The 23,170-nt window shown below is 37.3% G+C and carries 23 protein-coding genes; 4 read left to right on the top strand and 19 right to left on the bottom strand.

Annotation, left to right across the window (positions count from 1 at the left end):
• Nucleotides 1-11: 11 nt before the first annotated feature.
• The 3 genes from CHB68_RS11540 to dinB form a co-directional block, all read right to left on the bottom strand.
• Nucleotides 12-1,097, bottom strand: coding sequence for an efflux RND transporter periplasmic adaptor subunit (locus CHB68_RS11540; RefSeq protein ID WP_089261030.1), 1,086 nt, complete (start codon nt 1,095-1,097; stop codon nt 12-14).
• Between the two features lie 153 nt (nt 1,098-1,250).
• Nucleotides 1,251-1,697, bottom strand: a complete 447-nt coding sequence (locus CHB68_RS11535) for a hypothetical protein (RefSeq protein WP_089261029.1) — start codon at nt 1,695-1,697, stop codon at nt 1,251-1,253.
• A gap of 81 nt (nt 1,698-1,778) precedes the next feature.
• A complete protein-coding gene (gene dinB, locus CHB68_RS11530; RefSeq protein ID WP_089261028.1) occupies nt 1,779-2,882 on the bottom strand; it encodes a DNA polymerase IV in 1,104 nt (367 codons plus the stop codon).
• Nucleotides 2,883-2,934: 52 nt separating this feature from the next.
• Between dinB and CHB68_RS11525 the strand changes: the two genes are divergently transcribed.
• Nucleotides 2,935-3,405 (top strand): CYTH domain-containing protein, encoded by a 471-nt coding sequence (locus CHB68_RS11525; RefSeq protein ID WP_089261027.1) that lies wholly within the window; start codon nt 2,935-2,937, stop codon nt 3,403-3,405.
• Nucleotides 3,406-3,408: 3 nt separating this feature from the next.
• Here the strand turns inward: CHB68_RS11525 and CHB68_RS11520 are convergent, their stop codons facing one another.
• From CHB68_RS11520 to CHB68_RS11445, 16 genes are all read right to left on the bottom strand, one after another.
• Nucleotides 3,409-3,867: a hypothetical protein gene (locus tag CHB68_RS11520; RefSeq protein WP_089261026.1), complete on the bottom strand. Its 459-nt coding sequence runs from the start codon at nt 3,865-3,867 to the stop codon at nt 3,409-3,411.
• Between the two features lie 51 nt (nt 3,868-3,918).
• The gene (locus CHB68_RS11515; protein WP_089261025.1) at nt 3,919-4,314 is read right to left on the bottom strand and encodes a hypothetical protein; all 396 of its coding nucleotides are present in this window, start codon (nt 4,312-4,314) and stop codon (nt 3,919-3,921) included.
• 9 nt (nt 4,315-4,323) lie between these two features.
• Nucleotides 4,324-5,343, bottom strand: coding sequence for a phenylalanine--tRNA ligase subunit alpha (gene pheS, locus CHB68_RS11510; protein WP_089261024.1), 1,020 nt, complete (start codon nt 5,341-5,343; stop codon nt 4,324-4,326).
• Nucleotides 5,344-5,413: 70 nt separating this feature from the next.
• The gene (locus CHB68_RS11505) at nt 5,414-7,288 is read right to left on the bottom strand and encodes a SulP family inorganic anion transporter (RefSeq protein ID WP_089261023.1); all 1,875 of its coding nucleotides are present in this window, start codon (nt 7,286-7,288) and stop codon (nt 5,414-5,416) included.
• A gap of 183 nt (nt 7,289-7,471) precedes the next feature.
• Complete coding sequence (locus CHB68_RS11500) at nt 7,472-8,104, bottom strand: carbonic anhydrase family protein (protein WP_089261022.1); 633 nt, start codon at nt 8,102-8,104, stop codon at nt 7,472-7,474.
• A 6-nt stretch (nt 8,105-8,110) separates the two neighbouring features.
• Entirely contained in the window at nt 8,111-8,938 is an 828-nt protein-coding gene (locus CHB68_RS11495) for a universal stress protein (RefSeq protein WP_089261021.1), read from the bottom strand.
• Between the two features lie 39 nt (nt 8,939-8,977).
• Nucleotides 8,978-10,570 (bottom strand): SulP family inorganic anion transporter, encoded by a 1,593-nt coding sequence (locus tag CHB68_RS11490; protein WP_089261020.1) that lies wholly within the window; start codon nt 10,568-10,570, stop codon nt 8,978-8,980.
• Between the two features lie 72 nt (nt 10,571-10,642).
• On the bottom strand, nt 10,643-10,939 hold the full coding sequence (locus CHB68_RS11485) for a hypothetical protein (RefSeq protein ID WP_089261019.1): 297 nt from the start codon (nt 10,937-10,939) through the stop codon (nt 10,643-10,645).
• Between the two features lie 57 nt (nt 10,940-10,996).
• Entirely contained in the window at nt 10,997-11,758 is a 762-nt protein-coding gene (locus CHB68_RS11480) for a tetratricopeptide repeat protein (RefSeq protein WP_089261018.1), read from the bottom strand.
• Between the two features lie 2 nt (nt 11,759-11,760).
• Entirely contained in the window at nt 11,761-13,488 is a 1,728-nt protein-coding gene (locus tag CHB68_RS11475) for a BatD family protein (RefSeq protein ID WP_089261017.1), read from the bottom strand.
• 56 nt (nt 13,489-13,544) lie between these two features.
• Complete coding sequence (locus tag CHB68_RS11470; protein WP_089261016.1) at nt 13,545-14,399, bottom strand: tetratricopeptide repeat protein; 855 nt, start codon at nt 14,397-14,399, stop codon at nt 13,545-13,547.
• Nucleotides 14,392-15,438: a vWA domain-containing protein gene (locus CHB68_RS11465; RefSeq protein ID WP_089261015.1), complete on the bottom strand. Its 1,047-nt coding sequence runs from the start codon at nt 15,436-15,438 to the stop codon at nt 14,392-14,394. The genes CHB68_RS11470 and CHB68_RS11465 overlap by 8 nt, the downstream gene beginning before the upstream one ends.
• Nucleotide 15,439: 1 nt before the next feature.
• Nucleotides 15,440-16,438: a vWA domain-containing protein gene (locus CHB68_RS11460; RefSeq protein ID WP_089261014.1), complete on the bottom strand. Its 999-nt coding sequence runs from the start codon at nt 16,436-16,438 to the stop codon at nt 15,440-15,442.
• Entirely contained in the window at nt 16,439-18,100 is a 1,662-nt protein-coding gene (locus CHB68_RS11455) for a hypothetical protein (RefSeq protein ID WP_089261013.1), read from the bottom strand. It abuts the gene before it with no gap.
• A gap of 5 nt (nt 18,101-18,105) precedes the next feature.
• Nucleotides 18,106-18,972 carry a DUF58 domain-containing protein gene (locus CHB68_RS11450; protein WP_089261012.1) on the bottom strand — a complete coding sequence of 289 codons (867 nt, stop codon included), beginning with the start codon at nt 18,970-18,972 and terminating at the stop codon, nt 18,106-18,108.
• Nucleotides 18,973-19,072: 100 nt separating this feature from the next.
• Nucleotides 19,073-20,074: an AAA family ATPase gene (locus CHB68_RS11445; RefSeq protein WP_089261011.1), complete on the bottom strand. Its 1,002-nt coding sequence runs from the start codon at nt 20,072-20,074 to the stop codon at nt 19,073-19,075.
• 159 nt (nt 20,075-20,233) lie between these two features.
• On the opposite strand from CHB68_RS11445, the gene CHB68_RS11440 reads away from it, so the two are divergent.
• The 3 genes from CHB68_RS11440 to CHB68_RS11430 are packed head-to-tail and all read left to right on the top strand — an operon-like array spanning nt 20,234 to nt 23,031.
• Nucleotides 20,234-21,109 carry an aldo/keto reductase gene (locus CHB68_RS11440; protein WP_089261010.1) on the top strand — a complete coding sequence of 292 codons (876 nt, stop codon included), beginning with the start codon at nt 20,234-20,236 and terminating at the stop codon, nt 21,107-21,109.
• Nucleotides 21,110-21,120: 11 nt separating this feature from the next.
• Nucleotides 21,121-21,873: an SDR family NAD(P)-dependent oxidoreductase gene (locus tag CHB68_RS11435; protein ID WP_089261009.1), complete on the top strand. Its 753-nt coding sequence runs from the start codon at nt 21,121-21,123 to the stop codon at nt 21,871-21,873.
• 21 nt (nt 21,874-21,894) lie between these two features.
• Complete coding sequence (locus CHB68_RS11430) at nt 21,895-23,031, top strand: ATP-binding protein (protein WP_089261008.1); 1,137 nt, start codon at nt 21,895-21,897, stop codon at nt 23,029-23,031.
• Nucleotides 23,032-23,170 lie beyond the last annotated feature (139 nt).

Genomic DNA, 23,170 nt, shown 5'->3' with positions numbered 1-23,170 from the left:
TTGATTTTTGGTTATTCGGCGTAAACGGCCAATTTTGACATTACCTCGGTAGGTTCGGCAAATAGGGTTTCAATCTTTTCATTGTTTTTAACCATTCTGATACCGTCTACCAAAATTCTGTCTTTAGGTTGAAGACCTTTGCTGACTACAAAAAGGTGAGGTAGTTCAGCGGCAACCGAAATTTCGGTTTGGTGAACAACATTATCATTATCAAGAACAAAAACATAGCGTTTGTCCAATACCTCAAAAGTTGCTTTTTGTGGTATAATCAAAGCGTCATTGAAAGGAATGGTCATGAGTACGCTACCGGTTTCACCGTGTCTTAAAATCTGATCTGGGTTAGGGAAAGTGGCCCTAAAGGCAATGTTACCGGTTTCATTATTGAATTCTCCTTCAATGGTTTCAACAATTCCCTTTTGGTTGAACCTTTTATTGTTGGCCATTAACAGTTGAACCTCTTTTTTAGAGTCTTTGTCCGTACTCATGATATAGTCTAGATACTCTGCTTCGGGTACATTGAAATAGACCCACATTTTAGAATTATCGGATAAGGTGGTAAGTAGTTCGCCCTCGTCTAAAAGGCTACCTTCCCTAACATGTAAATGGTCCATGATACCATCAAAAGGAGCGCGAATATTGGTAAAGCCTAAATGGGTCTGTGCGAGCGAAACTTCTGCGTTGGCCTTATCAAAATTAGCTTTTGCCATGGATAATTCGTTTTCAGAAACCACATTTCCATCAGCTAAAAGTTGGGTATTTTGTAGTTCTATTTCGGCAATTTTAGCCTCTGCCTTTGCTTTTTGTAAATCTGCTTCATAAATGTTGGGCATTATATTGAACATTTTTTGCCCTTTTTTCAATAACTGTCCTTCGTCTACATGAATTTCGTTCAAATATCCTTTTTCAAGGGCCCTAAGTTCAATGTGTTTAAATGAATGTATTTGACATACATAATCTTTGGTAATAGAAGTGTCTTTTTTAATTGGACTGGTTATTAAGAATTTGGTGTGCTCTTCTTTTTTTTCTTTTTTAGAATTACAGCTTGCCACAATGAACAAAGTGCATGCGGTAGCGATCAGGAGTACGCTCTTGGTCATAAGTATAATATTTAATTGATTGGAAAATGAAATGTGAATATGTGGAGACACGCACAATTTTTAAAGCAGAAGATGATTACATCTTAAAATTGGCTGCTGCTAAAAAAATGTAGACGTGTTTTGGGTCAAATAGAGATTTGACCTGGAGAAATTTTAAATACGAAATACCTGATATAGGACAAAGCGCCTATTTGCTTTGGGTAGAAAAGTAAATAGCTTTTTTTGTGTGCTGCTATTTGTAAAATAGCTGAATAAGAATAAAACAGCTAATAAATAAAATGACGCAGAAGCTTGTTGGTGCTCTACATCTTTTTGATAGTGAGATTGTTTGCTCTCTTCTTCTTCAATTTCTATAGCCTCAATAGCCATTGCCTTATCTAGGTCGCCAAATGAGTTTTTAAGTACAGTTTTGTGTAAAGCAACCGTTTCTTGGGTATTGGCTATCGCATGTTGAAATTGCTGAATGTTATGAAAAGAGGTATGCTCTATATTGTAGTTACCGTATAGAGGGCTGTATATACCGGTTAGTAGTATACAGATGGAAAGAAGGAATTTTAATAAACTCTTTTTCATTTGAGGAGCCAAAATTATTCTAGCCATAATTGCTGCACAACTAATAGCCGTTAATTTTTGTTAACATTTACAATTATTGATCAAAAGGCTAAAAACGGGTGTAAATAATTAAAAATCAAACTTTAATTGCACTAAAATTGATTTATCGTCAGTTTTTTTCACCTTTTTATCATCTGTATTTAAGTTAGATAAAGAAATACCCAACAGTCTAACCGAATTCTGAAGCTCTTCTTGATAAAGTAACTCTTTGGCAGTCTCCAGGATCAAGGCTTTATCAGAAATAAAATAAGGTATGGTCTTGCTTCTGGTATTCAGGGTAAAATCACTGTATTTTATTTTGAGTGTTATGGTTTTTCCGGCAATGGTAGATTTTTTTAATCTTCGCTCCAATTCTTGCGCAATATGCTCTAACCTTTCCAGCATAAAAATTTCACTGCTGAGGTTTTCGTTGAATGTACGTTCCGCTCCAACAGATTTTGGTATGCGGTGCGGTTTAACTTCACTATTATGAATACCACGAACTACATGATAATAGTATGGTCCGCTTTTGCCAAAATTTTCGGCAAGAAATTCAATGGATTTCGATTTTAAGTCCTTGCCAGTAAAAATGCCCAGCTTATACATTTTTTCTGCAGTAACCTTACCAACGCCATAAAACTTACGTATATCTAAATTTTCTAAAAACGGAATTACCTCTTCTGGATTAACCGTTTTTTGTCCGTTAGGTTTATTGATATCACTTGCTACTTTGGCTATAAATTTATTGATCGAGATTCCTGCGGATGCATTTAAGCCTGTTTTTTCTAGAATACGTTGCCGAATTTCTGTGGCAAGCATAGTGGCAGAAGGGTTTCCTTTTTTATTTACGGTTACATCTAGGTATGCTTCATCAAGCGACAATGGTTCTACCAAATCTGTGTATTCAAAGAAAATGGCCCGTATTTGTTTTGAGATTTCCTTATAACGATCAAACCGTGGTTTTACAAAAGTAAGGTGAGGGCAGTTTTTTCTAGCTTGAAATCCGCTCATGGCACTACGCACACCATACTTACGGGCTTCATAATTAGCTGCCGATACCACGCCTCTTTTCTCACTGCCACCAACGGCCAAGGGTTTGCCCTTTAATTCTGGGTTGTCCAACTCTTCTACGGACGCATAAAATGCATCCATATCCACATGGATAATTTTTCGAAGAGGCATTTCATTGGGCATAAGCAAATTTAAGACTTATCTTAGTTTATGGATAGAAGTTTTACCCATTCAAATGATAGAAATAGAACGTAAGTTTTTGGTCAGATCAGAAGATTATAAATCTGAAGCAAGGTCTAAAACTAGAATAGTACAAGGCTTTTTAAATACAGACCCCAACAGAACGGTTAGAATTAGAATAAAGGGAGATTTAGGCTTTATTACCGTAAAGGGGAAATCCAATGCTTCGGGCACATCCAGATTTGAATGGGAAAAGGAAATTTCTGTAGTAGATGCTGAAGAGTTATTGAAATTGTGTGAAAAAGGAGTACTTGAAAAATGCCGATATGACGTTCCTTTAGGTAAGCATATATATGAAGTGGATGAGTTTTTTGGGGATAATGAGGGTTTAACCATTGCAGAGGTAGAACTGGAATCGGAAAACGAATCATTTAAAAAACCCAGTTGGTTGGGTGAAGAGGTTACGGGCATAATTAAATATTATAATTCCCAATTGAGTAAAAACCCTTTTAAGAAATGGCACTAAAGGTTATTTAATAACACTTATCTTTTCAAAACCATTGTCCATTTGTATTATGTTTTTCTGTTTTTGATTATAACTAACTTTCTCTATAATAGGTAGGGCGGTACAACATTGATTTATGTTTGTTGTAGGTTCAACCGTTGTCAAGACCAAGGTATCGGTTTCGTTTGGGTTTAGCTTTATGGAATAGCTGGTTTCACCAATAGCACCAACGATTATGAAAGTCACTAGTTTGGTAGAATCCAGCGGAATTAACTCTAAACTGGTTCCATCAGTTGTAATTTCAATGGTATCTAGTTTATAGGTTTCGTTGGTAATTAAATTAGTTCCTTCTTCATCCAGAAATTCAATGGAAAATAATTGTTCGGTAGCACAATCAATTACGGTACAATCTAATCCGTCATCAATTTTACAGTTATATAGGAAAGCTAAAAGAAATAGGGAAACGAATAATTTAAAGCTCATATTCTTTTTCTCTAAGACGTGTAAACAAAAAATGGTTGCTTTGGAAAAGTACTATTTTGCAAGAACTCCCTCTTTTTCAATAAGGGGTATGGTTACCAAATTTTGAATGTTTACGGTATTCTTCTCAAAAATGAACTTTCTTTCAAATAATTTTTGGTCAGCAAAATAGGTTACATAAAACTCGTTGTGCAGGCCTAGTACATCTTCCTGCACTACTTCTATTTTTTTATAGGATTTGGCATGGACCACATCTACGGCATGTCTCATGATAGAAGTTTTACGATCCCCATCATATCCTTTAGAAACGACCATGGTCATTTCTATGGCATTGGGGCGGTCATTAATAATGTAGGCATTCCAATCCTTATCCAAAAATTCATCGTTCCATTCATGGACAATGGCTATATATACATCTTTGGAAATAGGTATTTCAATATCTTTTTTCACCAAGGAATTTTATAGGGTACTTTTAAACTGCTCTAGAAAACGAAGGTCGTTCTCGCTCAATAATCGGATATCTGAAATTTGATGCAGTAAAAGTGCAATACGGTCAATACCCATCCCAAAGGCAAATCCGGAATATATATCTGGGTCTATGCCACAGTTCTTAAGCACGTTGGGGTCTACCATACCACAGCCCATAATCTCTAACCAACCGGTACCCTTGGTCATTTTATAATCCGTTTCAGTTTCCAGTCCCCAATAAACATCTACTTCTGCACTTGGTTCGGTAAAAGGAAAATAAGAAGGTCTAAGTCTAATTTTGGATTTCCCAAAAAGTTCTGTCGTAAAATATTGTAGTGTTTGTTTTAAATCTGCAAAAGAAACATCCTTGTCAATATAAAGCCCTTCTACTTGATGAAAGAAACAGTGAGATCTAGCGGAAATAGCCTCGTTCCTATAAACTCTACCAGGTGATATGGTTCTTATGGGAGGTTGGTTGTTTTCCATGTAGCGTACTTGTACCGATGAAGTATGGGTACGCAACAATATATCTGGATCTGTTTGAACAAAAAAAGTATCCTGCATATCTCTTGCCGGATGGTATTCTGGTAGGTTTAATGCGGTAAAATTATGCCAGTCGTCCTCTATTTCCGGTCCTTCTGATACATTGAAACCTATTCTGGAAAAAACATCTATGATTTTATTTTTTACGATAGAAATAGGATGTCGCGCACCAAGTTCAATTGGGTTGCCCGGTCTGGTTAAATCCCCATACACTTGCTCGTTAGTAGTTACACTTTCTAAAACCTCTTTTAAAGATTCAACTTTTTCTGTAGCAGCTTGCTTTAATTCGTTTATCGTTTGGCCAAATTCTTTTTTTTGTTCGTTCGGCACATTTTTGAACTCAGCAAAGAAGTCATTTAATATTCCTTTTTTACCTAAATATTTAATTCTAAACGTTTCTACAGCTTCTAAATTATCGGCTGTAAACGAGTTAACTTCAGCAATCTTTTCCTTTATCTTATCAATCATACATGTTGATTAAAGACGCAAATTTAAAACTTTTAAAAAAGGTAGAATATGTTTTTCTGCCTTTTGATGGTTACATTGACGGTATTTTGTCCTTAACGTTCTCTTTGACCCAAACCAGACATTCCTTAAAATTATCAAATATATGTTCCTCTGGAATTAAATCTGGAATGACGCCAACACGTTCCATCATATACCTTGGTTGTTTTAGGACATCAACGAATAATATGGTAATCCCAGATTTTTTAAGGCTGATAAGTACATCTTCCAAAGTATAAAGCCCGGATTGATCCATATATTGCATTCTTCCCATCCTAATGATTACTGTAGATGCCGTTCGTGGAATTTGATCTGCCATTTGCTGGAAATCACTGGTAGATCCAAAGAATAGAGGTCCTTTTAAATGTTTAATAAAAACCTCTTCCTGTAAATTTTTGGGAAACCCTGCTTCGTCCGGCCAATTCACTTCCTTTTCCAACGTTTTGACATCTGACCGTTCCGCGGTCAAATCTCCCATTTTTTTCATGAACATTAAAGATGCGATCACTAAACCGATACCTACTGCATAAACCAAGTTCCATACTGATGAAAGTACCAATACCACTAACATGATCACCACTTCTGAACTAAATTTAAAAGGACCCAAACTCATATCTTTGGGAAGGCTGGGTATGGCCTTTAAGCCTTTATAATCCATTACACCTATACCCACTGTTACCAATATTCCCGCTAGTACGGCCGCAGGAATCTGTGAAGCAACCGGACCTAAAGCTAGTAGAATAATCAACAGTAGAACTCCGGCTACCATTCCGGATAATTTGGTTTTTCCGCCTGCATTGATATTGACTACGGTTCTAATGGTTGCACCGGCACCTGGTATACCACCAAAAACTGCGGCAATACTGTTCCCTATACCTTGACCCACAAGTTCTTTGTTTGGTTGGTGCTTTGTCTTTGTCATATTATCCGCAACTACAGAAGTTAAAAGGGAATCTATGGCACCTAAAAGTGCTAGGGTCAATGCCGTAAATATGTATGGTGTAACAGATGAAAGTTCAAATTGGGTAAATATACCAAGGTTTGGAATCGGGAAACCACTGGGTATCTGCTCTATGGGCCTATAGTCCAGGCCCAAACCATAGGCCACCCCAGAAACTACCACCAAAGCCACTAGTGCACTTGGTATAGTTGTCGTAATGCGTTTAAATCCATAAATGATGATAATGGTAGAAAGTGCCAAGATCAATTCTAACCAATTTATATTTTTCAAGGCCCTTGGCATTACTTTAATTGCACCGATAACTCCAGAAGCTTCGGATTTTGCCAAAGTTTGGGCTTCTTTGAGCATGTCCTCATCGGTAATATGCTCGGCCCGTGCTATGGTTTCCTTAAAATTTTCAAGAACCAAAATACCTTCGCCCGCTTCTTCCTTTAAAATATTGTCAAGGATGATTTCTTCGGCAATGGGTTTGTATTGTGCTACAAATTCGGAATCTTCCTTAGGGTAATACCCTATGGCAGGTAAAATTTGGGTAACCAAGATTATGACACCAATTGCCGTCATAAAGCCGGATACTACAGGATAGGGTATGTAACGTATATATTTACCAATTCCCAATAGTCCGAGACCTATTTGCATAAGTCCGGCAAGTAGAAAAACAATTAATATGGCGGGCAGGGCTTTTTCTAAGCTACCATCGTTAATGGCAACGATACCGGCAATGACGACCATACTAACTGCTGTCATTGGAGCGGTAGGTCCTGAAATTTGGGTATTGGTACCTCCAAATAGTGCAGCAAAAAAGCTAATGAAAATTGCTCCGTACAGACCGGCACTGGGACCCATTCCGGAACTTACACCAAATGCCAATGCCAATGGCAATGCTACGATTCCAGCGGTAATACCGCCAAATAAATCTCCCTTAAAATTTGAAAACAGATTCTTCATATATTTTAATTATATTTTAATGAAATAGCATCAAATTTGTTAGAAGTGATTCTTGCTTCTTAGTGAAAGTTAAATTACAAAATTCCAGTAGTAAACAGTGGTGTATTGGTTCTTTAACATACTGGTTTAAAAAAACCGATGAAGTATTCATCGGTTTTTCATAATTGATTAAACCAAGGATTATTATTGTTCGAAAAATTCCACGGCACCTGTAGAAATATCATACATGGCGCCCACGATCAAAACTTCTCCGTTTTTTTCCATTTCTGCCAATACCGGACTGTCCTTTTTTATATTGGCAATGGTCATTTCTACATTTTTAGCGGCAACTTTATCAACGAAATCAAGATTCTTAGAATTTCTCAGGCTTTCGTCCTTTGGTTCTTTAACGGCATCTACTGCAGGTTCTATCTTGTTGATCAATGCAGTTAGGTTACCCAACCTTGCGTGATCACACGCCCCTTTTATTGCGCCACAACTTGTGTGTCCCAAAACTACTATAAGTTTGGTGCCTGCAAGTTTACAGCCAAATTCCATACTGCCCAAGATATCCTCGTTCACAAAGTTACCTGCAATCCTTACACTGAAAATATCTCCCAAGCCTTGGTCAAACACCAACTCAGCAGAGACCCTAGAGTCTATACAGCTCAATATCGTAGCAAAAGGAAATTGTCCTTCACTAGTATCATTTACTTGTTCTAAAAGATTTCTATTGGCCTTAAGGTTATTTTGAAACCTTAAATTTCCTTCCTTAAGAAAGTCCAATGACTTTTGCGGGGTCATTGTGGCTTGTGTTTCCTTAGTATGTGCTTTCATATGTTTTTAATTTTTAGTTATTTGTCCTGTTAATAATAAAGGAATATTAAGGTTATCTAAAATATCGGTAATATTGGTGGTCGTTGAAAAAGATTTTCCTTTTTTATCCGTGTTTAATTCACCTCTATCCACACATAGTAGATTTACCTTGTTGAAGGTTATATAGTTGGAAATGGTTTTTGAGGTATTGTCGTTTTTATCAAATACAAATTCAATATTTTTAGTGCCAATTTCCTCTTTTTCACTACTTTTTGGTATACTGTTTTTGGAAATTTTAAACGATTTCAATGGTTTTTGAGTATGTGTTACCAACCGTGTTACCAATTCTGTCAATGAATTTTCCTCAGATTCGCTTAACATACCCAAAGAAAGGTCTCCATTTAATTCCAGAACATTTTTTTGATCGGTAAAAAATACCGGTCCATGATGTTTTTTCAGGACAAAAGGTATGATATGGTCACCTAATAGATTAAATAGTTTAGGCTTTCTTTTGCCCATGACTATAAAATCCGGTTTCTCATTATCTATATAATGTTCAATTTCATGTTTTACGTTACCTATGGCACAGGAATAGGATAATGGAACACCAAATTTTTTAGAATAGGTGTTTACTATGGCATTTATTTGCTTTTCCATTTCCATATACCCTGCATTTAGATTGCGCATGGCAGATAACTGACTTTCTTTTTTTACAACATCGGTTGCTTTTTTTACATGAAACAAGGCAATTTCACCTTTAAATACCTTTGCCAAGCTTAATGTGCTTTTAAGGGTATTTTCCAAGGAATCCTTTAATTCTGTAAAAATGACAATTTTATATTTTTTAGTTTTCATAATTACAAGTTTATAGACCGTAAGAAACGGTCATTTTAATTAACTAAGGCTCAATTTTGACTTGGGCCTTTCTTCAAAGAATCCTATGTAGCTTGGAGGATTTTCTACCACCCCACGTTTAGAAACCAATTTTATATCTATGTTTCTTTCTTTGGCCTTTAGGCTGAAATCTTCTAAAATTTCAACGATATCATGATCTAAATATCTCGTTTTCATAATATCTATTTCTAAATAGGTATCTCGTGGTAAACTATCCAATTCGTTCAAAATAGCACCTTTGTTAAAAAAGGTCACTTCTTCTGCCAAGGTCATCTTAATCTTGTGTTTACCATTACTATTGTCCTCAATATGTAAGAAATGCGAGTTTTGGTAACTCTTTAAAAGAATAACTACAATACCAACCGCTAATCCTAAACTTATACCTATTAGAAGATCGGTAAATACAATACCAAGTACAGTTACGAAAAATGGCACGGATTGTTTCCACCCTAGTTTATACATCTTTTTGAAAAGGGCAGGTTTTGCCAATTTGTACCCTACTATGAACAGAATTGCTGCCAAGACCGATAATGGAATCATGTTCAACAATCTTGGAATAAGAATTACCGAAATCAATAAAAGGAAACCATGTATTATGGCAGATAATTTAGTTCTACCCCCAGACTGTATATTGGCAGAACTCCTAACGATTACCTGTGTAATTGGTAAACCACCGATCAAACCAGATATAATGTTACCTGTACCTTGCGCCAAAAGTTCCCTATTGGTTGGGGTAACATTTTTGTGGGGATCCAATTTATCCGTAGCCTCAACACAAAGCAAGGTTTCAAGACTGGCTACCAAAGCTATAGTAAACGCAGTAACCCATACTTGTGGGTTAGTTATGGCGCTGAAATTAGGAAAGCTAAATTGTCCCAAAAACGATGCGGCATCTTCTGGCACAGGTACACTTACCAAATGGTCAGAGGATATTGCCAGTACATCACTGTCCTTGGTCAGCAAATAAAACAAAATACCTACGGCCACGGCCACCAATGGTCCTTGGATCAGTTGAAATATTTTGCCTTTTTTGGATAAAACCTTGTCCCATAATAGCAAAATTGAGAACCCTATAATTGCAATTAGTGTAGCTCCTGGACTTATATTGTTAACGGTATTAATTATTTCTGAAAAAGTGTTTTCACCATCAACCTGGAAAAAGGCCCAATCTCCTTCCGGATCAGGGTCATAACCAAAAAAATGAGGTATTTGTTTCAAAATAATGATAATACCAATACCGGTAAGCATTCCTTTAATAACGGAAGAAGGAAAATAATATCCAATGACACCGGCCTTTAAAACACCAAAAATAATTTGGATTATACCACCTAAAACAACGGCAACCAAAAAATTCTGGTAACCGCCCAAAGCTCCAATTGCTGTTAATACAATTGCCGCCAAACCTGCTGCTGGTCCACTGACCCCAATTTTAGAGCCACTTAAACCTCCTACTACTATACCGCCAATAATACCGGCGATTAATCCTGAAAACAATGGGGCCCCACTGGCCAATGCAATACCTAAACATAAAGGTAGTGCTACGAAAAATACTACGATACTCGATGGAATATCGCTCTTAATGTGCTTAAACATAAAATAATGAAATTATATCCTAGCGCTCTGCTTAGGATTGATTAGTTACTTAATAAAAATTAAAATGGTAAACTAACCTAGGTATTCCGGTGGGGGAGAGATAACTTCTAAAGCAAAATCAAAACAGCCTAGTAAATAATGCTTACGGCTGTTGGTGTTTTGGGTAAGCGCAATTAAGGAAAAATCAATAGCATTTTCCTTTACATATTTTTCTTCGCCCATTGACTTTTTACCGGTCTCTTGTTGTTCCTCTTCATTAAGATTGGTAACCACAATAGGGTTTTCGGTATCGCACAAGGTTATTATGCTAGGTGCAGTAATTGCAAAAAGCCATAATAATAACAAAGAAATGCGCGCTATATGTTTCATTTTTTTGAATCGATGACAAAGATAAGCCCGAGTCTTTAAATATCTGTTAAATTATATCTAAAAATCTTTCAACAGCCTTAAATCTTCCTTATTGGCCCACCCTGTCTTACCATCGGTCAATTGTATTTTGTTCCATTGCTCCAATTCATCCAACACATTCACTTTGGTTCCCGAATGGAGAATAAATAATTGTTGGCCGGCAGTATTGGGTTCGGACTTTATGACACTTTCTTCAGCAAAAATGATGGCCGGTTGCCAAGCGTTGAAATCGCTCTGTTGAATATAGGCGAATACAATGGCCACCAAACTAACGAACAATGCTAAAAGGCTACCAATAAAGGTCCACCTTTTTCGTGTGGAATAATTTGAAAAATAAAATAGGATGTACAGAATTACAAATGCCAACATAGCGGCAATTGCTAGGTATGCCCATTGATCAAAGGTTAGCTTGCCGGTTATATTCTTATATAATTTGGATAGTCCGGTTTCTGGCAGGGTATCTATAGCGTCCAAGGTCATATTTTGGGCATAACTGAGATTGGTCTTTATTTCTTGGTCATTTGGCGCCAGTAACAAAGCTTTTTCGTAGTAATATATGCTTTCGGCAATTTTATTAAGTTTATAATAGGCGTTGCCCATATTAAAATAAACCGCGGCAGAATGCTTGCCGTTATCCAATATTTGGGTATAATACTCTATGGCACTATCATATTCACCGGCATTATAGGCTGTGGTAGCTTGATCGAACAATTTATTGTTCTGGGCGCTACAGCAAATAACCGTAAAAAGACCAATGATGAATGCTATCTTTTTAAACATGATTATAATTGTTTATCCATTAATGAAATTACCTCACTGGCCTTTTCATAATCGGCCTGCATTTGAACATCGGAAAATGGACTATATCTTGCGGCTTCGCAACTTTGCAATAAGGATATGAAATTGGTAATGGTGCTTTCTTCAATGCCTTTTTTGTCCAATAACACGGCAATTTTATCTTTACTGAATTCTGAGGTCTCAATTTTAAGCTTGGCCTTTAAATAATTATGCAATGCCCTTTCCAATGCCACATAAAAGGAATCTTTGTTACCCAATTCCTTTTTGGCCGCCGACAAATATTTACGAGCCAATTTATTGGCCTTTCTGACCTTGTTTCCGGCAACGTCTCCTGCTATGGCGTCTCTCTTTTTCCTAAAAATGATTGCCAAGGGTATTAATAACAAAGGTAGTAGCAACCAAAGATAAAATTTGGTGGACCTAAAAAAGTATGAAACTGTTTTGTCGGATAGGTTAGGGGTCAGTTTTATAAAATTGAACTTTGTACCACTGGCGATCACGGCCTGTTTGCTATTCGCTACATTTGGAGATGGGGTATTCAATCCATTTAAAGGACCTTCTATGACATTGATGATAATTTCATCAGAGGTTAAGGTAGTGTACTTTTCTGTTGAAGGGTTGAAATAGCTAAAACTCATTGGGGCAATTGGGTATTTTCCCCTAAAGGCCGGTACAATGGTATATTGGTTACTGATTTTTCCCTGCATGCCGCTCAACGTAGTTCTTACCCCTTCCGTAAATTCAGGTTCGTATACTTCTAAAGCACTAGGTAATTCAGGTTCTGGAAGTTTAAAAAGTTTAAGGTTTCCCTTACCGCTGACCTCTACGGTAGCCTGTAATGATTCCGTAGCGTTTAAACTTGTTTTACTGGTAGACACGTTAAAATTGAATTCCCCTACGGCACCGTTAAAATTTGCCGGTTGGTTTTCAACCGGTAACGGCTTTACATTTATGGTCCTACTGCCTGCGGAAACCGTTTTGTTGGTTTGGGCGTACATACGGCTACCAAAAAAATCGCGTCTTCCTGTGGGAACGTCCACGGTTACATCCAAGGATAAGGGTTCAATGTCTAGCTTACCGGATTTTTGGGGATACAGCACTACACGTTTTAAAGTTACGTATCTATAAGGTTTGCCCTTATAAGTTCCATTTTGGGCACTTAACGCGGATACCTTAATATCTTGGCTCCAGAAATTATTATAGGTAGGATTGTCCAAGGGTTGATAATTGGATACACTAATATTTGGACTTACATATAATTTGTAGACCACTGTAATGGCCTCGTTCAAATAGGGGTTGGTTTTGGAAATCTCAGCAACTAAATGTAAGTTTTCATCGGCAATGTCATCTGCCGTCATTTGATCACTTGGTTTATCTACCGCAGCGGTCACTTCAACTTCTTTTGCCAAGGATTTGTAGGTTTCTCCCCCAATTGATATGGATGCCTGCTTAATGGTAAATTTTCCCTTTGCTGTAGGGGCCAATGTATAGGAATAGGATTTGGAGTAACTCCTTACCCCATTTATCCATGAAGAACTTATGGATTGTGACGGACCCATGATGACCCTAAATCCTTCAAAATCCGGGGGATTAAAATTATCGCCGTCACGGTTCATGACAAAATCTACCCGCAAACGTTCATTTAAGCCTAATTTGGGTTTGCTTAATTTCATTTCAAACGTTACTCCACTATTGTCCTGTGCCATCACCATAGAGGACGATAGCAAAAACAATAGTGCCAATGAGTATTTTAAAATGCCCTTAATCTTTACCAATCTTTTTCGTTTTTAATCTTAACACCTTTAACTTTTTTGGCGTCAATTTTATCTTGAACTTTTTTCTCGGCGTTTTGCATTGCCCTTAATAAATTTTCAACTTGCTGTTTGGAAAGTTGATTTGGCCTAGGTTGCTGCTGTTGCTCCTTATCCCCTTGTTCAGGTTGTTTCTTTTGATTTTTTTTATCGCCTTCACCATCTTTGTTCTCGTCTTTTTGCTCTTCATTTTTATCGCCTTCCTCACCTTTGTCCCCTTCATCTCCTTGGTCTTTTTTGTCCTCGTTTTCCCCTTCGTCTTTTTTGTCCTGGTCCTTGTTTTCGTCCTTGTCCTTTTTGTCCTCGTCCTTATCGTCTTGGTTCTGTTGTTTGTTTTCCTCGTCTTTTTTAAGTAGTTCTTTTGCTAGGGCAAGGTTGTACCTTGTCTCTTCGTCCGTAGGGTCATTTCTTAAAGCTTCCTTATAAGCTTCAACAGCTTTTTCATATTCCTTACGTTTCATAAAAACGTTGCCCATATTATGGTAAGCGCTGTGCTTGTCTTTTTTGGAGGTCGATGTTTCTCCTGCTTCCTTAAATCTACTGAAAGCTTCGTTATAGGTCTCGTTCAAATAATAGGCATTGCCCAAATTATAAGGAGCGGCACTATTTTCCGGACTTTCTGATATGGCTTTTCTATAATTGACCTCTGCGGCAATAAAATCATCTTCGGATAAGGCTTTATTGCCTTCCCATGTAAGATTAGTAGAGGTTTTCAATGCCTTTTCCTTTTCTTGCTCGTTCATTTCCTGAGCAATACTATTAGCAGACAAAGAAACAAAAACCGATAGGGTGATAATTCTGATTTTATTCATGTCTTTTTTCGTTGAACAGGTTTAATTTCTTTAACCAGCTTGTTTTACGGTCCAATATAAAAATATCTAAAAAGAGAAGCAAAAGGGCCGCCCCAATGAACCATTGAAACTGATCTTTGTATTCTGCAAATTGTTTGGCCTCAAACTCTTTTTTGTCCATTTTCAACAATTCCTCTTTAATGAATTCCACAGCTGCATCTGTGTTGGATCCATCTATATATTGTCCTTTGCCTTCATTGGCAATATCAACTAATACAGCTTCATTTAACCTGGTTATTACGGTTTCCCCTTGATTATCTTTCTTTAAGCTCTCTAAAATTCCGTTTCTTTTGATAGGAATTGGTGCACCTTTTGCTTTTCCGACACCAATGGTATAAATGGTTATGCCCTCATCTACGGCATCCTCTACGGCATCTATAGTAGAACCCTCGGAATGGTCTTCTCCATCAGAAATAATGAACAGTACCCTGTTTGTTTGCTCCGCATCATCGTAATACGTGCTGGCAAGTTCAATGGCTTGGTCTATAGCGGTACCTTGTGAGGTCAACATATCTGTGTTCATACCTTGCAAGAACATTTTTGCCGCTCCGTAATCCGTAGTTATGGGCAGTTGTGGATATGCTTGCCCGGCATATGCAATAATCCCTATACGATCACTGGCCAATTGATTGATTATTTCCGAAACCAGTCTTTTTGCTTTTTCCAATCGGTTTGGGGCTATATCTTCGGCCAACATACTTTTAGAAACATCAACAGCAAATACAATATCTACCCCTTCACGTTTAACGGTCTCTAATTTTGTACCAATTTTGGGATTGACCAAACCTACGATCAATAATCCTAAGCTTAAGATGAAGAGTATTAGCTTTAAAGCACTTTTATTTGTGGAGTAGCTTGGGGTAAGTCTTTTAAGCAGTGCGGTATCCGCAAATTTTCTTTGGGTTCTTTTTTTCCAAATCAAGACCATTAGGTACAGTACCACAATTACCGGAATGATAATGAGCAAGTAGAAATATATTTTTTCGTCTAACTGTACCATATTATACAAAACTTCTAAAAAGAGTGTTCCTTAAAATCCATTCAAATAATAGAAGCGCTCCTGCTAATAAAATCCAAGGTCTAAATTTCTCTTCATAACGATAATATTTGAATTCTTCAACTTCGGTTTTTTCCAATTTGTTGATCTCATCATAGATTTCTTCTAGAGACTCATTATCCGTAGCCCTAAAATATCTTCCGCCTGTGGCCTGTGCAATTTCCTTTAAAAGTGCTTCATCTATTTCTACTTGTCTCATACCGTATCTAAACGAACCGTCTGCGTTATAGGATACCGGGGACAATGCATTGCCATTGGTGCCAAGGCCAATAGTATACGTCTTAATTCCGAATTCAATTGCCAAATCCGCTGCGGTCTGTGGTTCTATGAACCCAGAGTTGTTTACACCGTCCGTAAGTAAAATGATTATTTTACTCTTTGCCTTGCTTTCCTTTAGTCTATTGACAGAAGTTGCCAGTCCCATACCAATAGCCGTACCATCTTCCAATTGACCATAACTAATTTCTGAAAGTGCATTGATGACAATAGCTTTATCCGTAGTAATTGGCGTCTTGGTATATCCTTCACCAGCATAGGCTACCAGTCCTATACGGTCATTTGGTCTTTTCTTTATAAAATCTGCGGCTACTTCTTTTAAAGCTGATAATCTGTTTGGCTTAAGATCACGGGCCAACATACTTGAAGACACATCTATTGCCATAACGATATCTATACCCTTGGTCGTTTTGGTACGTGTTGATATGTCTTCTGTCTGGGGTCTTGCCATTGCTACGATAATAGCACTCAAAGCCATAAGACGCAAGAAGAACAACAAGGGTTTAAGTTTTGGCAATAAGCTATTTTGACCGAACCCTTTTAAACTTGATATACGAAGAGACGCAGTCTGTTCTTTTTGCTTAAAGATATACCATGCAATGGCTAATGGCAGTAGTAGAAACAGCCAAAAGAATCCTGGATTTGCAAAAGATATATTTTCTAACATTTATACTTCTGTTTTAACTTCTACCGATGCTAAAATTCGGTCAACTATTTCTTGTGCGTAATCATCATCTTCTAACCAAGTTAAGATTACATACTGTTGAAAACCCTTGCCGCCAAATAATAAAACAGTGTATTTGCCGTCTAACGATTCGGTTACTTTTGGCGTAGAAAATTTGCCGCTACCAAAAACCTTAACACCGGTAACACCGCTTATCGTAGAGAATTCTTCTTGTTTGGTAATAATGTTTTTCGCCCCTTGGGCCTCAAAATTGGATAAAATCTGCTCAATGGTCTTATCAAAATCGGGCTCTGCATTGGGATCGTTCAATGTAATGGAAGTAGCGGCAACACTAAACAGACCAATTTGGCTTGAGTAGGTAAAAGCTTGTATGTCCGCTATGGCAGCTTTGGCTTCTGGCGGTAATTTTACCTCTTGCCTGACCATTACTTTGGGCGTTTCCAGTTCAATAGGTGGAAAACCATATGAACTACGTACCCAATCCCCTTCAAGCAATTCCATGGTAGGATGTCCAAGAACGGTATCCTTTACATATCCAAATCCAAATTTTATACCGGCAATAGTAGTAGCAACGAGTAGTAATGCCACTAGCGATGCAATACCAAGGATGATTTTTTTCTTTTTCTGTTTTCTTTCCAGCTCTTCTTGGTATTCCGCTTGCTCCAGTAATTCCTCTTCAGTAGGTTCAGGTAGGGCTTCATGTGTTTTCTCCACAATTTGCTCTACTAATTTGCGATCTTGTTCCGCTACTTGGGTAGATGGTTTGTTTCTTGCAAATTTCACCAAATCTGCCGTTTGCAATATCTGTTGAAACTGTTTTATGGTATCGTCATCCAAATTTAGCTCACCGGCATCCTTTAAAAGTTCCAGTTTTTCAATCAGTTGGCCAGTAGTACTTTCCAGTGCCGTAACATGCACATCTTCTTCTAAATAAGAACGTACTATAGTCGTTAGTTCAGAGTAATATTCCTTGTATTCATCCTGTATTAAGTATTTGGAATTCTCCAATCGCTTAAGTTCCAAAATAGCTCTATCATATGGGGGCAAAAGCGCTACTTTTTCTTCCTCTGTCAATGGTTTTTTTCTAAGAACGAACCAATAGAACATACCGCCCAAAAGAATTAAAATCAGTATTCCGTAAAGTATAAATTTTAAAATTTCCGTATTGCTCTTTTCGACATTTATAATGGGTTTAATGTCGTACATTTTTTGATTTAAGGTGTCTACGGGCACAGTTGCAACATTGATCAACATTGAATCCGTCATATAGCCGGTACCATTAATTTCAATTCGTTGTGAAGGCAATTTATATGCACCGGAATCAAACTGGGTAAGGGCATAAATTTTTTGCAAGGTCAGGCGGTCTTTTTTTCTAGTAGTATCGGTAGCAAATGCCTCAACGGTCTCTAGTGGTGAAAATGTTTGTCCTTCAGGAAAAATGACTTGTGCAGTGGTATCCACCTCAACGGTAACGGTCCATTGAACCTGCTCGCCAATTTTTATGGAAGTCGTATCTACTGAAGTTTGTAAAATTGGTTTTTCCTGTGCGGACAGCTGAAGTAAACAGCTTAAAAAAACCAATACCGGCACATATCGTTTATAGAACGAAAAGCTTATTTTAAGTAAGTACTTATCATTAATCATTCGTTTCAACCTCTTCTTTTAAAATAGCCCAATAATTTCTTTACATAACTTTCATCTACCCTACAGTCCAATGTGCCACAACCGGCCTTTGTAAAAGCCTCTTTGAAGTAGGTAACACGTTCCTTGTTGAATTGGGCGTACGCATTACGTACTTTTTTAGATTGTGTATTGACCAATTGTAATTTACCTGTTTCTACATCTTCTAGTTGAACCATTCCCAAATTAGGAATAGTCTGCTCCCTTTCATCATAAATCCTTATTCCGGTAACGTCGTGCTTGTTTCCGGTAATTTTTAATGTTTTTTCGTAGTCATCGCCAATAAAATCAGAAAGAACAAAGACAATGGCCTTCTTTTTCATGACACTGCTCAAAAATTTTAGTGCCTGGCCAATATCCGTTTTGTTGCTTTTTGGTTTAAATTCCAATAGTTCCCTAATGATGCGTAGTGCATGGGTCTTTCCTTTTTTTGGAGGTATGAACAGTTCAACTTGGTCAGAGAACAGGATCAATCCTACCTTATCGTTGTTTTGCAATGCACTGAATGCCAATGTTGCCGTAATTTCAGTTATGATCTCATTTTTGAACTGGTTGGTGGTACCGAACAGTTCAGAACCGCTTATATCCACAAGAAGCATCATGGTCAGTTCCCGTTCTTCCTCAAACACCTTTATGAACGGTTCATTGTACCGGGCCGTTACGTTCCAATCTATATTTCTGACATCATCCCCAAATTGGTACTGGCGTACTTCACTAAACGTCATTCCCCTACCCTTAAAGGTAGAGTGGTATTCCCCACCAAATATATGGTCGGAAAGACGCCTGGTCTTTATCTCTATCTTTCGTACTTTTTTGAGTAGTTCTTTGGTATCCATTTTGTTATTGAAACAGCCGTTATTTCTAAAATTGTCAGCATAAAATAAATGCAATTGGGTTTACATACGCCAATTGTACGCTGAACGCCAACGAATAACGTTATGGTACTTCTATCTCGTTTACGATTTTATTGATAATATCTACAGAGGTGATATTTTCTGCTTCCGCTTCATAGGTAATACCAATTCTATGCCTTAATACATCGTGTACAACGGCCCTTACATCCTCGGGTACCACATAGCCCCTTCTTTTAATGAACGCATAACACTTGGCGGCAACACCTAAGTTTATACTACCCCTTGGAGAAGCACCAAAACTTATCAACGGTTTTAAACTTTCAAGGTTGTATTTTTCTGGATACCTGGTAGCAAATACGATATCTAGAATATACTTTTCTATTTTTTCGTCCATATATACTTCTCTAACTGCTTTTTGGGCACTAAGAATCTGATCTATGGATACTACGGCGTTGACCGCTTCATAATTACCAAGTAAATTTTGGCGCATTATGAGTTGCTCCTCATTGATTTTTGGATAATCAATAACCGTTTTCAACATAAAACGATCTACCTGTGCTTCAGGTAAAGGGTAAGTACCTTCCTGTTCTACCGGGTTTTGGGTAGCCATTACCAAAAAAGGCTTGTCCAAGGTAAACGTTTCATCACCAATGGTTACCTGTTTTTCCTGCATGGCCTCCAAAAGGGCGGACTGTACTTTTGCCGGGGCACGGTTAATTTCATCTGCCAAAACAAAATTGGCGAAAATGGGACCTTTCTTAATAGAAAAATCGTTCACTTTCATATTGTATATCATAGTACCTACAACATCCGCTGGAAGCAGGTCTGGGGTAAACTGTATTCTGCTAAAACTTCCTTTAACGGCTTTGGAGAGGGTGTTTATTGCTAATGTTTTTGCCAGCCCGGGTACACCTTCCAATAAAATATGTCCCTGGCCCAGAAGACCTATCAATAACCGTTCTACCATATATTTTTGGCCCACGATTACCTTGTTCATTTCAAGCATCAATAAATCGATAAAAGCACTTTCACGAGTAATTTTCTCATTTACGGCACTAATGTCAACTGAAGTATTTTCTTCCATTTAAATCGTTATATAATTGGTTATTAGCCTTCTGAATTTTAACAGTCATGCAAATTGAAAATTAAATCACTCAGTAGCTGTTAATGATAGGTTAAAAATAACGAAAACCCTATATTTTTATGAAGCCTTTAAGGGATTTCTTTTTAAATTCATCGACCTATGAACAACACGACCACGTATTCTAGAATTATAGCAGGTACCATGACATGGGGTAATTGGGGCAAACAACTTTCTATTACGGAAATGGTTTCTTTAATGAACCAATGTATGGAGAATAAAATTACCTCTTTTGACCATGCCGATATTTATGGGGATTATACGAACGAGGACCAATTTGGTAAAGCCTTTGCACAAAGCGGTATTGCCAGGGAGAACGTACAATTGATCAGTAAGTGTGGTATACAGTTTAATGTAAAGGATAGAACCAATAGGGTAAAACACTATGAGTATGGAAAGGATTATATCATAGCATCTGTGGAAAGGTCCTTAAAACTCTTACGAACAGATTTTTTGGACCTATTGTTATTGCACAGGCCAAGTCCGCTCATGGATCCGTTTGAGATTGCAGAGGCTATTGATCATTTAAAGCAACAAGGAAAGATCAAACAATTTGGGGTCTCAAATTTTACACCGTCCCAAATAAAGCTTATTGAAAAGAAGGTTCCGGTAGAGGCCAATCAGACAGAGTATTCATTGACTTCCAATGAAGCAATGAACAATGGTGTTTTAGATGATTGTATCGTTCATGATAGGCTTGCCATGTCATGGAGTCCCTTAGGTTCTTATTTTAGAAATGATACCCCTGTAAACCAAAGAATTGGTAAATTGTTAAAAGAATTTACCAAGAAATATAATGCTACTGAAGATCAGTTGTTATTAGCATGGATACTTAAACACCCTTCTAAAATACATCCTGTGGTAGGTACGGCAACTCCGGAGCGATTAAAATTAGCTATGGAGGCAGTACGTATAGAGATGGATTTACAAGATTGGTTTATCTTACTTGAAGCCAACGAAGGTCATGAAGTCGCATAAAAAAGTTGAAGATGAAAAAAACAGCATTTATAACGGGAGCTACCAGTGGTATAGGTAAAGCAACCGCCGTACTTTTTGCCAAAAATGGAATAAACTTGGTAATCTGCGGTAGGCGTCAAGAGCGGTTGGACCAACTTAAAAATGAATTGGAAAAAGAAGTTGATATCCATACCTTAAATTTTGATATAAGGGATAAAACCATGGTTAACAAGGCAATAGATGGCTTGCCGGAAGAATTTTCCCAAATAGATATTCTTATCAATAATGCGGGAAATGCGCATGGGTTAGACCCCGTTCATGAAGGGAATCTAGAAGATTGGGACGCCATGTTGGATATAAACGTAAAAGGCTTATTGTATGTTTCCAAGGCACTTATACCACAGATGGTACAGAGAAAATCCGGGCACATTATCAACATAGGGTCCACCGCCGGTAAGGAAGTGTACCCTAAAGGAAATGTTTATTGTGCAAGTAAACATGCCGTAGACGCCATAAACCAAGGCATGAGAATAGACCTTAACCCATTTGGAATTAGGGTTGGGGCCATAAACCCTGGTTTGGTGGAAACGGAGTTCAGTAATGTGCGCTTTAAGGGAGATGAAAATCGTGCGGATAATGTATATAAAGGTTTTCAGCCACTAAATCCGGAAGATATTGCGGACATTATCCATTTTGTGGTAACAAGACCCTATCATGTAAATATTGCAGATTTAATTGTCATGCCCACGGCACAGGCATCCAGTACCATTGTAAATAAATCTTAGGTATTGAAAACATTATAACAAATGATTAATAAACGCCTACTGGTTAAAAACTTGCTCGCCCATAACGACGAGAATAGTTTTTACGATAAAAAGCGTTTTATATCCATTGGGGAAAAAGAGGGAAAGGCAAAATTTTTAAAGCATGTCTGTGCTTTGGCCAATAGCAATCCTTCCAATAATTCTTTTATAGTAATAGGTGTAGAGGATGAGGACAATAACATTGTAGGGGTAGATTTTTTTGATGATAGTAAAATCCAAAATCTGGTCAATGCATATTTAAACAACCCTCCCTTGATCTCATATGAGAATATACCGTTTCCGCATTTGCCGGACGGCAAGGTTGTAGGGTTGGTCACCATAAAATCCATAGGTAAGGTATGTTCCCTAAGAAAGACCATCTGGAAATATTACGCAGGTTCTGTATTTTTTAGGGAAGGGAGCATTAGTTTGCCAAAAGCGTATGATATAGAACTTAAGGAAATAAATAATGAGGCTGTCGCTACCATAGAGCAACATGCAAAGAACAATATAAAATTAACCTTAGACGGAGTAATTGACTTTTTAAACAATAGGCATAAAGATTTAGAAAGTGATTATAAGGTTTTTAAAGAGCAATTTGTAGTTTGTTGGGCCGGCAATAAAAAAGTAGTTAACGGGGAAACCTTTTATTATAGGGTAGATATTGAATTGATTAACGAACAGGTGAAATTGTTCTACTCTAATTTAGATGAGGTAAAAATCAGTATTGATGAAAATTCATTTACAACAATAGAATTTGTGCAATTGGGACTAGGGGCCAAACAAAAATATTATCCATTAGAAAAAGTGGTAATTAATTTTAATGAAAATGGCACTTATCAAATTAACAGTGATTTGCTTTTTAATCCGCCTAAATACAATCAAAAGAAACTGGGGGAGATTTATAAAAACAATAATTTAATTATAGAGAAGGCCAAAGCTAACATTGCATTTAGTCCTATGGAGGTCAAAAGTTTAAAATATTTGGCAGATACTTATCTTATTTGTTATTTAAATGGATTTGAACAGGCCAAGGAACAGATGGAAATAGCAAGGGGGCTTTTAAAACATGCCTACCCCAAGGTAAATACCTCAATAAAAGAGGCACTGAGAATACTTAGGAAGGTTAGGTACAATTAAAGTTCCATGATATAAAAACCACTTTTTGGTCTATAAGTTAGAATTTTATTTTTGGTATACTGATGTTTTAATATGGCTTCATCAAAACCATAATGACCAAACAATTTACAAATAGAAAGGTTGCCCAAATGCATTTTTT

This window comes from Maribacter sedimenticola, assembly GCF_900188415.1.
Taxonomy (GTDB): domain Bacteria; phylum Bacteroidota; class Bacteroidia; order Flavobacteriales; family Flavobacteriaceae; genus Maribacter; species Maribacter sedimenticola.
Note: the sequence above shows the minus strand (reverse complement) of the source record. Positions and strands in the feature narration are given on the sequence as shown.

Excerpts from the sequence above, each read along its gene's own strand:
- CHB68_RS11540 (WP_089261030.1), bottom strand. The coding sequence starts at position 1,097 with ATGACCAAGAGCGTACTCCTGATCGCTACCGCATGCACTTTGTTCATT.
- CHB68_RS11535 (WP_089261029.1), bottom strand. The coding sequence starts at position 1,697 with ATGGCTAGAATAATTTTGGCTCCTCAAATGAAAAAGAGTTTATTAAAA.
- dinB (WP_089261028.1), bottom strand. The coding sequence starts at position 2,882 with ATGCCCAATGAAATGCCTCTTCGAAAAATTATCCATGTGGATATGGAT.
- CHB68_RS11525 (WP_089261027.1), top strand. The coding sequence starts at position 2,935 with ATGATAGAAATAGAACGTAAGTTTTTGGTCAGATCAGAAGATTATAAA.
- CHB68_RS11520 (WP_089261026.1), bottom strand. The coding sequence starts at position 3,867 with ATGAGCTTTAAATTATTCGTTTCCCTATTTCTTTTAGCTTTCCTATAT.
- pheS (WP_089261024.1), bottom strand. The coding sequence starts at position 5,343 with ATGATTGATAAGATAAAGGAAAAGATTGCTGAAGTTAACTCGTTTACA.
- CHB68_RS11505 (WP_089261023.1), bottom strand. The coding sequence starts at position 7,288 with ATGAAGAATCTGTTTTCAAATTTTAAGGGAGATTTATTTGGCGGTATT.
- CHB68_RS11500 (WP_089261022.1), bottom strand. The coding sequence starts at position 8,104 with ATGAAAGCACATACTAAGGAAACACAAGCCACAATGACCCCGCAAAAG.
- CHB68_RS11495 (WP_089261021.1), bottom strand. The coding sequence starts at position 8,938 with ATGAAAACTAAAAAATATAAAATTGTCATTTTTACAGAATTAAAGGAT.
- CHB68_RS11490 (WP_089261020.1), bottom strand. The coding sequence starts at position 10,570 with ATGTTTAAGCACATTAAGAGCGATATTCCATCGAGTATCGTAGTATTT.
- CHB68_RS11485 (WP_089261019.1), bottom strand. The coding sequence starts at position 10,939 with ATGAAACATATAGCGCGCATTTCTTTGTTATTATTATGGCTTTTTGCA.
- CHB68_RS11480 (WP_089261018.1), bottom strand. The coding sequence starts at position 11,758 with ATGTTTAAAAAGATAGCATTCATCATTGGTCTTTTTACGGTTATTTGC.
- CHB68_RS11475 (WP_089261017.1), bottom strand. The coding sequence starts at position 13,488 with ATGGTGATGGCACAGGACAATAGTGGAGTAACGTTTGAAATGAAATTA.
- CHB68_RS11470 (WP_089261016.1), bottom strand. The coding sequence starts at position 14,399 with ATGAATAAAATCAGAATTATCACCCTATCGGTTTTTGTTTCTTTGTCT.
- CHB68_RS11465 (WP_089261015.1), bottom strand. The coding sequence starts at position 15,438 with ATGGTACAGTTAGACGAAAAAATATATTTCTACTTGCTCATTATCATT.
- CHB68_RS11460 (WP_089261014.1), bottom strand. The coding sequence starts at position 16,438 with ATGTTAGAAAATATATCTTTTGCAAATCCAGGATTCTTTTGGCTGTTT.
- CHB68_RS11455 (WP_089261013.1), bottom strand. The coding sequence starts at position 18,100 with ATGATTAATGATAAGTACTTACTTAAAATAAGCTTTTCGTTCTATAAA.
- CHB68_RS11450 (WP_089261012.1), bottom strand. The coding sequence starts at position 18,972 with ATGGATACCAAAGAACTACTCAAAAAAGTACGAAAGATAGAGATAAAG.
- CHB68_RS11445 (WP_089261011.1), bottom strand. The coding sequence starts at position 20,074 with ATGGAAGAAAATACTTCAGTTGACATTAGTGCCGTAAATGAGAAAATT.
- CHB68_RS11440 (WP_089261010.1), top strand. The coding sequence starts at position 20,234 with ATGAACAACACGACCACGTATTCTAGAATTATAGCAGGTACCATGACA.
- CHB68_RS11435 (WP_089261009.1), top strand. The coding sequence starts at position 21,121 with ATGAAAAAAACAGCATTTATAACGGGAGCTACCAGTGGTATAGGTAAA.
- CHB68_RS11430 (WP_089261008.1), top strand. The coding sequence starts at position 21,895 with ATGATTAATAAACGCCTACTGGTTAAAAACTTGCTCGCCCATAACGAC.